Origin of the sequence: Phormidium sp. CCY1219, assembly GCF_035615515.1 — a bacterium.
Lineage (GTDB): Bacteria > Cyanobacteriota > Cyanobacteriia > Cyanobacteriales > Laspinemataceae > CCY1219.
The window spans coordinates 1-10,397 of record NZ_JAJENT010000900.1 but is presented as its reverse complement, the minus strand read 5'-3'; the positions used below and the strand labels follow the sequence as shown (position 1 = coordinate 10,397).

Here is a 10,397-nt window from a genome sequence, read left to right as displayed (position 1 = left end):
CTACCACACGCCGTGAGGTATTTCCGGAATAATCTAGAATTTTCCAGTAAATCAGGCTTTAGTCATTAACAGTTGCTCTGGTTCTCTCCGTGGCGATCGCAATGACCCATTTGCTGATGTTTTCACTGTACGCCACTCCTTCTTGGTTCCCCACACTGTTGGGGAACCATCCCCCGGCGATGGAGTTCAAGGGTGGCAACCCCCCCACCCCCGCCGTTAATGATTTGTTCCGCCAAGGAGTGAATCTGGCGATGAATGCCGCCAAGATGACTCAATCGGCGCAAACCGTGGGGAATTGGAAGGCGATCGCGCTTCAGTGGCAAGAAGCTAGTGCCCTCATGCAAGCTGTGCCTGCTTCGAGTCCCAACGCCAATCGCGCCCAAGTTAAAGCGATCGAATATCAGCAAAATGCTGAGTATGCTCGCCAACAGGCTCAGAAGCTTGCCTACGCACCGCCTCCTCCCCCCCCTGTGCCCCTCTCCCTCTCTGAATCTCCTATCCCACCACCTCCACCTCCATCGGCGATATCTCCCTCTCCATCCCCGCAAGAGGTGTTTCGCTATGCAGTCAATCAGGCGATGAGTGCGGCAAGGCAAGACTCAGCTTGCTCAGTCCCCCCAAGACTGGAAGCAGGTGGTCTCTCAGTGGCAACAGGCGATCGCTTTAATGAAACAAGTCCCCCCCTCGAATCCCAATTACTCCACGGCTCAGCAAAAAATCCAGGAGTATCTGGACAATCTCAACTACGCCCAGCAACAAATGGCCAATTTCATCAATTAACCTCCCTTAATCCCCCCTCTTGACTGACGCTCTAACCCATTAGAAAAGCAATTCTGATTCCATTCCCCCCACTGGCGATGGAGTTCCACTGAAGCACTCCCACTCCAGTGCGAATCGCCCATCGTCGCCTTTTTCCCTCCCCAACTCCTTCCCCTTTCCCGCACCAAACTTAAATATTGTCAATATGAAATTCGTTATCCCCTATCCCGAAAATGGGGAGCCACTTGTCCATCAGGATTTCCAGCGATCCCAAAGATTTGTGTAAAGTTTTGTAAAGTAGAGGCATTTTGTAGCATTTTTTACAGAAATGTCTGTTATAGTAAAAATAAGCAAACGAAGAGGAGGGTCCAGCAGGCCCCCATTCACCAGGAGGAATCCAAAATGTCTGCACAAGAACAAGCCCGTGCATTAATGATGCGTCACCATCACTTCGTCAAGAATCGTCAGCAATCCATGCTGTCACGCAGCGCTGCCGAAATTGGCCTGGATCCCGACGAAAAATACTACAGCCACATCCAAGGCAAGCCCTGCGCGGATTTCCGCCAAGCTTACGATCGCTCTAGATCCACCATGAGCTAAATATCAACCATCTATAACCCTTTCAAAGCCATAAACACAAGGATAAAAACGGAGAATCGAATCATGTCTGCACAAGATCGAGCCAGAATGCGAATGATGCAAAATCATCACAACATTAAAAATCGTCAGCAAGCCATGCTGAACCGCTCCGCCGAAGAAGTCGGCTTGGATCCCACCGATTATTGGACAACGATTCAAGGCAAACCGCAGCCCAGTTTCCGCAATTCCTACAAACGCAGTAGTGCGGCGATGAGCTAAATCCGGTGTGCTTGATGTGGTTCCCAAACTCTGAGATTAATTAAAGCAGATTCAATCAACAGATAAATTGCATCACCGAATCAAAAGGGCATTCCTCCCGTAGGAATGCCCTTAATGTTTGCAATCCACTTCTTCCCTAGCTCCGAACCGGATAAAGTTTTTCTCCCATCTTGCCATTCAACAGGGGCATCGTGATACCTTAAAACTTTAGGCAAGTCCCTAAGCAAATCAATGGCTCCTTGGCTATGCAACAACCACTCTCCCATTCGCCTCAGTTAGATTGCCTTTCCATCGAACTGACAGGCACCCCACGCTTGGATTCATCCGATGGAATCCAATATCTCGATTTAAACTTAACCCTCCACTTTAAAGAAGTGTGGCAACCCGTCATGGGGGGTGGTTTTAAATTTGGCCTCACCGGTGGCAAGCTACTGCTGAATCTAGAAAACGCCAAAATGCCCTCAGAGTTGAATTTGCTCACCAATTTGGTAGAAGTTCGCTCTCAGCAGGCTGAGACCGTTACCTGTCAGGTGACGCCGATGGATACCCACGGACAATATAGTTGGACTTTTGGGGTAAAAACCGGAGCCTCGGTGCTGCTTGGCTCCCTCGAACTGCTGAATCTCCAACACTTGCAGGTGACGGGAACCCCCGTGCGGATAGAGGCAAGATTTGAGGTGTCACCAGAACACTTGCAACCCATCGAGGCAGAGAACCTGTGGCCCCACGAGATCGGGCCGAACAAACATGGCATATTAGAAAGAATTTTGACCCAGACCTTGGTTCGGCAAAAACTCCAACCTTATCTGACTCGCAGCACCCTCGAATATGCCAACCTGAGCGAACCCCCTCGGGCTAAGCAAGAGATTCCGGAAGCTTCAGAGTGCGGTTTAGGGGATATTTCCCAAGCCATCCCCCGCATACTGGAGGCAAAAACCGCTGATTTTCTCGAACTTGCCACCCTCGCAAATCTCAATCCGGCAACAGATTTTGCCGGTGCGAAACTTTGGGGCTGTAGCTTGACCAACCTAGATCTCAGCGGTGCCTCCCTGCGTGGGGTAAAACTACGCGGTGCCGATTTGAGCGATGCTGACTTAAGTGAAGCTGACTTAACAGACGCTCAGTTAGCCGGTGCGGATTTGAGTGGTGCCCTGCTCAGCGATGCCAATTTTGCTGGGGCGGATCTGCATCGATCGAGTTTAGCCCTGGCTAATTTGAGTGGCGCAATCCTCACCGATGCCAACCTGCACGAAGCGAATCTGAGTAATGCCAATCTCAGCGATGCCGATCTGTCTAATGCCAATCTTTCCGGGGCTGACTTGCATCAAGCGGGACTGATGTTGACGAATTTGACCGGCACGAATCTAACCGATGCCAAGGTAGAACAAGCACGGTTTAAAAAAGATGCGGGTTTGTCCCCAGAGATGGAACGGGATTTGAAAGCAAGAGGGGCAATTTTTGAGTAATGCCCCCACCGGAAGATCCCTCGAGGGAGCAAAATACCAAGAAGGGGCGCTCGTTTTTCCGCCCCGCTTTGAAAAGACGGGGCGGAAAAACGAGCGCTTGTTTCAACAAGCATGATGAGAGTCATTGATGTATTCCAAAATCTTAGCGGTGCTGACTTTCCCCGTAGTGTCATAAAAAGAACAGATAGCTATTCTCAAGGAAAATCTACCACAAGGTTTCTGGTCTAAAAGACTAGCTCTTATCACTGAAAAATGTAATCGCCAAATGCAGGATACCGTTAATAAAACAGCCGAATTAGTTATTAATTACCGTCTTAAACATGGAATTAGTAAAGTGGTTTTTGGTCGTAATAAAGGTCCAAAAAATAAATTAAATTAACAACTAAAACCAACCAAAAATTTAGACAAATTCCTACAGCCAGACTTAAAGACAAAATCAAACAAATTTGTAGTTTATATGGATTGCAATTTGTAGCAACTGAAGAGTCTTCTACCTCGAAAGCTAGCTTCCTAGATAATGATTTATCCCAATCCACGGTGAAAAAACAGACAATTGGGAACCATCAGGAAAACGTATTAAACGAGGTTTATATCAATCTGCTGCGGGTTATTGAATTAATGCTGAGTGTAACGGTGCGGCAAAGATCCTCCGAAAAGTATCTGGAAGGCTCAACTCAACCTGAGTCAACTAAGTAGAGGCGCTTTGACTACGCCTTTAAGAGTTTATTTCTGGACTTCTTAAGAATCTGCGCGTATGCGCGACCGCAGAGTGTCAACCTGGGGAACCTCCTCTCGGTTCGCCGTTGGGGGATGTTGCCAAAATTGTGTACCTCATCCAGATGAGAAGCGCTATAAATAAAATGACGCTCGGAAAACAGTGAGATGATTGAGGAAGCAGACGCAAGGCTGAAAGAAGGAATTGCCCAATATCAGGCGGGTGAGTTTGAAGCGGCGTTGGGGTCTTGGGTTCAGGCAAGGAGGATCTATCGCGAGTGTTGTGAAAAGCAGCGTGAGGGTGCGGCCCTGGGAAATATGGGGGCGGCGTATCAGGCGTTGGGAGGATTGAACGACGCGATCGCCTGTTATGAAGAGCATTTGGCGATCGCGCAAACTGTCGGAGATACTCACGGACAAGGGAATGCGTTGTTGAATTTGGGAAAGGCTTATTCTGCTCTCGGGGAAGAGGACCGAGCGATCGCCTATCAACAACAGCAACTCGAAATGGCGGTGGAGATGCACGACCCTCAGTTAGAGGCCCGCGCTTTATCTCAGTTAAAACATTCTTATGGCAAAATCCGTAGGGAAGCGGATATTGAGCAGTGCTTACAGCGACAATTGGCGATCGCCCGGGAGTTATTTTCCACCGCGAAAGGAGAGGATTTTATCGCGATCGCCCAACGTCTCGGACTCAATCCCCGGAAGGATTTCGCTGGTGCTGATTTGAGCGAACTCGATCTGCATTATGCCGATTTTAGCCGGGGAGACTTGCGCCAGACGAATTTAAGTCACGCGGATCTGCATTTAGCCGATTTTACTGGGGCAAATTTATCCGGGGCGAATTTATCTGGGGCGCAACTCGCTAACGCTAATTTAAACCGCGCCAACTTCACCGATGCAGTTCTTACCGATGCGGATTTGCGAACGAATCTCAATCGGGCTATTCTAACCCGGGCTGACCTTCGCCGTGCCAATCTCACTGCAGCTTATCTCCCGGGTGCCAATCTTTCCGCTGCTGATTTAAACGGAGCGATTTTGAAAAATGCCGATCTCTCGAAGGGGAATTTAAGAGGGGCGGATCTGACGGGTGCAGATGTCTCTCGCGCGGATTTCACCGATGCAATGGTGGAAAATGCCCGATTTGCAGATAATGCCGGGATGTCAGAGGGGGTTCGGCAAGCGTTGCGCGATCGCGGGGCTATTTTTGCAGAGTAATGGCAAGCGATCGCGCTTCACTGTGGCTCAAAGGAGTCTCGTACTTGGGGCGATAGCAGCATTTCCGGCAAATTTTATACAAAAAATAAAAGCCCGAGCGTAGCTTTTCCACGCCCGGGCTTGTTAATGTTCGCCTAATTAAAAGGAAGGAAGGAGGAATTCAATTGATGGATTACATTAAGCCAATCTGAGAGAGAATACCTTGCCCAGTGAGCACTTCAGTGGCAACACCGATAACAAAACCCAGCATCGCCAGACGCCCGTTCCAGGTTTCCGCAAACTCAGTAAAGCCAAACTTTGCTTTGTTGTTTTCCATGAGAGGTCAAACTCCTGTCTCGTCAAACTGTCTGTAATATAACTTAACTTAAAAAACGGCAAACTGCAACATTTTGTTACAAAGCGCTGACAATGCGCCCCCTCCGAGACCTGGCCCCCCACCTGAGACCCCTTAGTATTTAAAATTAGTAATCATATGGGGGCTTTGTTATCGGCATCGCTTATGAATTGAGGCAACCCCCCAGCTTCGAGAGCGATCGCGGTTCCCCCCCCTAGCTTTTTTGTCTACAATCGAAAATAGTCTTTCTGGTGCGAGTGGTTATTGGTCATTTGTCATTTGTTCTTTGTCTTTTCTCTTTGGTGGGCGCACCCATGACCAACCACCCATGACCAACCACCAGTGACGAATGACCCATTCCCTTTCCCCTCGAAGTGAATTGCTTTAGATGAGATGCTTTACTTAAAATTGCTCGGGCGCACTGGCTTGTATTTAATCGCTACCCTTGTCGTGGTAGCAATGACGGTGATTACCAAATTTATTTCTATCCTCCTCGGGGATGAACTGATTTATCAAATACCGCATATTGGCGACGCACTCATCAGCCTAGAAATTATGGAACTACTCAATATTTTGGTTTTTGCCATTCTGGGTATGGGATTTGGCGTAGCTACCATTCTTTTACCCCGTTATTTTGCCTCTCGGGTCAGCATTTTAACCTTAATGGTATTAGTGCCGCTGATTTTTAGCACCACCAGTATTTTTCGGTATTATAAATGGGTGCAAAATTTTGCCATTACTGAAAATATTTCTTATAATCAAGCAACGCTAATTACTAATACGTTTTTACGGAAGACTTCCTACAATACAGAAGGACCTGTAGGGTTTTATTTATACACTGCTCGATACCCTCTCTTGCCATCGAGAGAAAAGGATATGATAGAATTAGAGGAACTAGAAAGCAAAAGTAAAGCAAGATTTGCTCGAGTCAGCGGCTTAGATGGCGAGATTGTTTCCTACCTTTATACCGGACGGGGGTGGGGAATTCGATTATTTTACTTTTTTGTCTCTGCTTTTTCAACGATGGTGAATTATAAAGCAGGCAGAAATCAAGTCAACCGAAGTTAATCTCTCTGAGAGCAATAAAGTTAATAACGTAAAAAATGGGGAGAGGGGGGAATGGGGATGGGCGTTGGCATGGAAGCAACCTGCGGGAGGGGCAAGGGAGGGCAGAGAGAGGGATGGCGCAAAGAGAATGTTGCACAGAAGCGGCGCGTACCCCTGGGTTTTAGCCGATGGGGGAAGGGAAATCCATCTGACAAGATAAAATAAGCACAAGCGTCTAGAGCGCTTGCAGCAGTGGCAAGGGAAGTCCTTTGTCAAAGCTTTGGGAAAACTTTACTAAAGTTTTATGATAAAAAACCGTTGTAACGGTGAATATTTAAAGATAGGCAAGGGAGCGCGCGAGAAAATCGCGAGGGCAGCCCATTCGATTTAAAAAATACTCAATCTGTTCGAGTATCCTGTAACACCATTTGCTTGACGACTAAACTTATGCGGATTCTGATTTATTCCTACAACTATCATCCAGAGCCAATTGGCATTGCACCGTTAATGACCGAACTGGCAGAAGGGATGGTCAAAAGGGGCCATCAAGTGCGCGTGGTAACGGCGATGCCCAACTATCCCGAACGCCGCATTTACCCAGAATATCAAGGCAAATGGTATTGGAGCGAAGAGCGAAACGGGGTACTCATCGAGCGGAGTTTAGTTTTCATCCGGCCCCAACCTTCGTTGCTCGATCGCGTTTTTCTAGATGCAAGCTTTGTGTTCAATAGTTTTCCGCAAGCACTAACGGGCTGGAGACCTGATGTTATTTTAGCAACTGTTCCACCTCTACCGGTGTGCGTACCCGCCACCATGCTGGGAAAATTGCGAGGGACCCCGGTGGTGTTAAATATCCAGGATATTCAACATGAAGCGGCAGTTCACGTAGGGTTGCTGAAAAACAAAGCAGTCATTGGGGCGTTTACGCGGCTCGAGAAATTTGCCTGTCGAAATGCGGATAAAATTAGCGTGATTGCCGACGGATTTGTGGATAACTTGCGGGGCAAAGGGGTGAGCGAGGAGAAAATCACCTTGATTCCGAATTGGGTGGATGTCAATTTCATTCAACCTTTGCCGAGAGAAAATAATGAGTTTAGGGAGGCACAGGAACTGCAAGGAAAGTTTGTGGTGCTTTATTCCGGGAATATTGCCTTAACGCAAGACTTACCCACCGTTATCAAAGCGGCTGCCAAACTGAAGCATATTCCGGATATTGCCTTCGTGGTGGTTGGGGAACAGACAGCCTTGGAAAGAGTGCGAGAGTATTGCGAAATGTTTGATGCGCCGTCGGTGAAACTGCTACCGTTCCAACCGCGCGAAAAATTGCCCACTATGCTAGGGGCGGCGAATGTGGGGTTAGTGGTGCAAAAGCATAACGTGATTGCGTTTAATATGCCGTCGAAAATTCCGGTATTGTTGGCCAGTGGACGAGCAATTGTGGGATCGGTGCCGGCGGGTGGAACTGCGGCAAAAGCGATACAAAAGAGTGGAGGAGGAGTGGTGGTACCGCCAGAAAATCCGGAAGAATTAGCCAATGCGATTTTAGAGCTTTATAAAAATCCCGAGAAAGCAGAGGAATTGGGTCAGCAAGGGCGGCAGTATGCCATGAAAGAATATGAGTTCGAGCAAACGCTGAACAAATATGAGGACTTGTTTGCCGAAGCGATCGCGGCGGGCAAAAAATCCAGGGCTAAGGTGGTATTTTGAGAGGGAAATTGAGAGTGATGTTGCCCGCACAGTTGCCAGAGATGCTGTGGAGGGGATAGGGGAGTGGGGTATATGAGGCTCATGGCAACACTGCGAGATGCAAAGTAGGAGAGAAAAGCGCACAGAGGCTTCGTGGGTCATCTCTGCGCTTTTCTGTCGTTGAGGCGAGAGAAGGCTTGCGGTGAAGGGCTAAACCACTGGAAATGAAATTGCTGCAGCTAGCCGCTAAAATAACAGCAAGATGAAGCGATCCCCGCTGGATAGAGTGAACGCGCGGGATAAAGATCCGACAAGTTAAAGGAGTGTGAAAGATTATGCGCGATCGCATCTTAAGCTGGCTAGAAGCAAACGTAACCCCCCCTCGGCTGAAACACATCCAGCGCGTAGAGCAGATGTGTGGCGAATTAGCGAGACATCATGGATTAGACGAAGGCAAAGCGCGATCGGCAGGATTAATGCACGATCTGGCAAAATATTTCCAACCGCAGCGACTGTTGCAGATGGCGAAAGCAGAAGGGTTAGAGATAGACCCGGTTTTTGCCAGCGAACCGCATCTGTTACATGCCGATGTCAGTGCGATTGTGGCGCGAGACGAATTTGGGGTAGAAGATGAAGAGATCCTCGAAGGGATCCGCAATCATACCCTAGGCAAACCCAACATGAGTTTGCTCAGTTGTGTGGTGTATTTAGCCGATACCTTAGAACCCGGGCGGGGAAAGAGTGACGAATTAGCGCGCTTGCGTCAAACTTGCCAGGAGGATATTTATCGCGCCGTGTGGTTAACCAGCGAATATTCATTACGACATCTGCTAGAACATGGGCGGTTAATTCATCCTCGGACGATTTTGACCCGAAATTGGGCAATGCAAATGGCGAATCAAAGTGAAAGCGCCGAGTTAAAGCAATTGAGCGTACGCATTCCCGCATGAGGGATGTCAGCGGGCATTTTTCCCACCATGATGAATCGGAGGCATAAGGATGGCAATGTGTTAAGATCTAGAGGAAAATTAGCACAGACACTCAGTCTTGAGACACCCCACAAACGGGGAAAATCCAGCAATAACCCTTCAGACGGCTCAGCATTGTGGCCAGAGGGTTCGTAGAGTCGGCATAAGGGGAGCGATCGCTTCTTCCTAAACCGGATTAAAATAGCCTGAAACTAAACACATCATCAGAGAATAACTCAGCCACCTCTTGACCGGAAATTTTACCTAAATGGTCTGGGAAAGAGAGAAGCGAAAAAAACATCAAGTAGGATATGGAGATTTAATGACAGAATATTCCCAAGTTCAATCTTCTGGATCCCTAGCGTTAGACGACGAGATTCTCTATACCGACGAAGACAGCTACCGTCTTGCCTTGAGCGTAGCGCGAGCCGCCGAAGATCGCAAAGGGGGCGATATCGTCCTGCTGCGGGTGTCGGAAATTTCCTATCTCGCCGACTACTTTGCGATCGTCACGGGCTACTCGAAAGTGCAGGTGCGCGCCATCTCCGACGCCATTATCGACCAAGCCGAGACCGAATGCCAGCGTCAACCGCAGCGGGTGGAAGGGGAATATAACGGCACTTGGTTGGTACAAGATTATGGCGACGTGATCGTTCACATCTTGATGCCTCAAGAGCGCGAATATTACAATCTAGAAGCGTTTTGGGGACATGGAGAAAACATCGACCTAGAAGCCGAAACGTCTGGTGAGAGATCGCGAAGATGAGGGAAACTACCGTGTCTGTTTGCCCAGTACCTACAGAGCAGCAACCGCTCAATGAGTATCAAGCATTGAAAGAGTCCTGTTTTTTCGGCTGGGCAACTCGCGATCTGAGGGGATATTTGAGCAAAATGGGATGGATCCTCGGGATTTCATCGATATTCTGTGCCCCAGTGGTCGCCGCGAGTTTTCCCCCGGGAAAGTATTTGGGTCAGTTTATTCTGGGAAGTGCAGGGGGAGGGGGATTAATTTTGAGCCTCGCCCTGCTGCGACTGTACCTGGGATGGCGCTACGTGCGCGATCGCCTCGCTAGCGAGATCGTCTCCTACGAAGAGTCCGGGTGGTACGACGGTCAAACCTGGCCGAAAACCCCGGAAATCATTACCCGCGATCGCCTAGTGGTCAGCTATCAAATACAACCCATCCTGCAGCGAGTACACCGCACCTTCGCCACCCTCGGCATCCTGGCGATCGGCGGTATTATAATTTGGAAAATTCTGTAAAAACGTCAATTTTAGCTTCTCGGCGGGAAGCCCCGCGCTCTACCCGTGCTTGGTGAGCGTCGGGATGAGAGCCAGGGGAAATGG

At 48.7% G+C, this 10,397-nt stretch carries 11 protein-coding genes; 10 read left to right on the top strand and 1 reads right to left on the bottom strand.

Features of this window, described 5'->3' with window-relative positions:
- The first annotated feature begins 116 nt into the window (after positions 1-116).
- The 5 genes from LKK83_RS29595 (at position 117) to LKK83_RS29575 (ending at position 5,015) form a co-directional block, all read left to right on the top strand.
- The gene (locus tag LKK83_RS29595; protein WP_324635057.1) at positions 117-803 is read left to right on the top strand and encodes a hypothetical protein; all 687 of its coding nucleotides are present in this window, start codon (positions 117-119) and stop codon (positions 801-803) included.
- Positions 804-1,161: 358 nt separating this feature from the next.
- Positions 1,162-1,359, top strand: a complete 198-nt coding sequence (locus LKK83_RS29590; protein ID WP_324635056.1) for a hypothetical protein — start codon at positions 1,162-1,164, stop codon at positions 1,357-1,359.
- A 63-nt stretch (positions 1,360-1,422) separates the two neighbouring features.
- Positions 1,423-1,617, top strand: coding sequence for a hypothetical protein (locus LKK83_RS29585; protein ID WP_324635055.1), 195 nt, complete (start codon positions 1,423-1,425; stop codon positions 1,615-1,617).
- Positions 1,618-1,862: 245 nt separating this feature from the next.
- The gene (locus LKK83_RS29580; RefSeq protein ID WP_324635054.1) at positions 1,863-3,083 is read left to right on the top strand and encodes a pentapeptide repeat-containing protein; all 1,221 of its coding nucleotides are present in this window, start codon (positions 1,863-1,865) and stop codon (positions 3,081-3,083) included.
- Between the two features lie 882 nt (positions 3,084-3,965).
- On the top strand, positions 3,966-5,015 hold the full coding sequence (locus LKK83_RS29575; protein WP_324635053.1) for a pentapeptide repeat-containing protein: 1,050 nt from the start codon (positions 3,966-3,968) through the stop codon (positions 5,013-5,015).
- Between the two features lie 172 nt (positions 5,016-5,187).
- On the opposite strand, the gene LKK83_RS29570 is transcribed toward LKK83_RS29575, so the two are convergent.
- A complete protein-coding gene (locus LKK83_RS29570) occupies positions 5,188-5,331 on the bottom strand; it encodes a chlorophyll a/b-binding protein (protein WP_324635052.1) in 144 nt (47 codons plus the stop codon).
- Between the two features lie 411 nt (positions 5,332-5,742).
- Here LKK83_RS29570 and LKK83_RS29565 point away from each other — a divergent pair, with 411 nt between their 5' ends.
- The 5 genes from LKK83_RS29565 to LKK83_RS29545 all read left to right on the top strand — a co-directional run bounded on the left by LKK83_RS29565 (position 5,743) and on the right by LKK83_RS29545 (position 10,313).
- Positions 5,743-6,417 (top strand): hypothetical protein, encoded by a 675-nt coding sequence (locus LKK83_RS29565; RefSeq protein ID WP_324635051.1) that lies wholly within the window; start codon positions 5,743-5,745, stop codon positions 6,415-6,417.
- Between the two features lie 426 nt (positions 6,418-6,843).
- The gene (locus tag LKK83_RS29560; protein ID WP_324635050.1) at positions 6,844-8,103 is read left to right on the top strand and encodes a glycosyltransferase family 4 protein; all 1,260 of its coding nucleotides are present in this window, start codon (positions 6,844-6,846) and stop codon (positions 8,101-8,103) included.
- Between the two features lie 314 nt (positions 8,104-8,417).
- Positions 8,418-9,032, top strand: a complete 615-nt coding sequence (gene yqeK / locus LKK83_RS29555) for a bis(5'-nucleosyl)-tetraphosphatase (symmetrical) YqeK (RefSeq protein WP_324635049.1) — start codon at positions 8,418-8,420, stop codon at positions 9,030-9,032.
- A gap of 340 nt (positions 9,033-9,372) precedes the next feature.
- Complete coding sequence (rsfS, locus tag LKK83_RS29550; RefSeq protein WP_324635048.1) at positions 9,373-9,816, top strand: ribosome silencing factor; 444 nt, start codon at positions 9,373-9,375, stop codon at positions 9,814-9,816.
- On the top strand, positions 9,813-10,313 hold the full coding sequence (locus LKK83_RS29545; RefSeq protein ID WP_324635047.1) for a CGLD27 family protein: 501 nt from the start codon (positions 9,813-9,815) through the stop codon (positions 10,311-10,313). The genes rsfS and LKK83_RS29545 overlap by 4 nt, the downstream gene beginning before the upstream one ends.
- Positions 10,314-10,397 lie beyond the last annotated feature (84 nt).

Bases quoted from the DNA above. Each gene is read 5' to 3' on its own strand.
- LKK83_RS29595 (WP_324635057.1), top strand. From the start codon at position 117: ATGTTTTCACTGTACGCCACTCCTTCTTGGTTCCCCACACTGTTGGGG.
- LKK83_RS29590 (WP_324635056.1), top strand. From the start codon at position 1,162: ATGTCTGCACAAGAACAAGCCCGTGCATTAATGATGCGTCACCATCAC.
- LKK83_RS29585 (WP_324635055.1), top strand. From the start codon at position 1,423: ATGTCTGCACAAGATCGAGCCAGAATGCGAATGATGCAAAATCATCAC.
- LKK83_RS29580 (WP_324635054.1), top strand. From the start codon at position 1,863: ATGCAACAACCACTCTCCCATTCGCCTCAGTTAGATTGCCTTTCCATC.
- LKK83_RS29575 (WP_324635053.1), top strand. From the start codon at position 3,966: ATGATTGAGGAAGCAGACGCAAGGCTGAAAGAAGGAATTGCCCAATAT.
- LKK83_RS29570 (WP_324635052.1), bottom strand. From the start codon at position 5,331: ATGGAAAACAACAAAGCAAAGTTTGGCTTTACTGAGTTTGCGGAAACC.
- LKK83_RS29565 (WP_324635051.1), top strand. From the start codon at position 5,743: ATGCTTTACTTAAAATTGCTCGGGCGCACTGGCTTGTATTTAATCGCT.
- LKK83_RS29560 (WP_324635050.1), top strand. From the start codon at position 6,844: ATGCGGATTCTGATTTATTCCTACAACTATCATCCAGAGCCAATTGGC.
- yqeK (WP_324635049.1), top strand. From the start codon at position 8,418: ATGCGCGATCGCATCTTAAGCTGGCTAGAAGCAAACGTAACCCCCCCT.
- rsfS (WP_324635048.1), top strand. From the start codon at position 9,373: ATGACAGAATATTCCCAAGTTCAATCTTCTGGATCCCTAGCGTTAGAC.
- LKK83_RS29545 (WP_324635047.1), top strand. From the start codon at position 9,813: ATGAGGGAAACTACCGTGTCTGTTTGCCCAGTACCTACAGAGCAGCAA.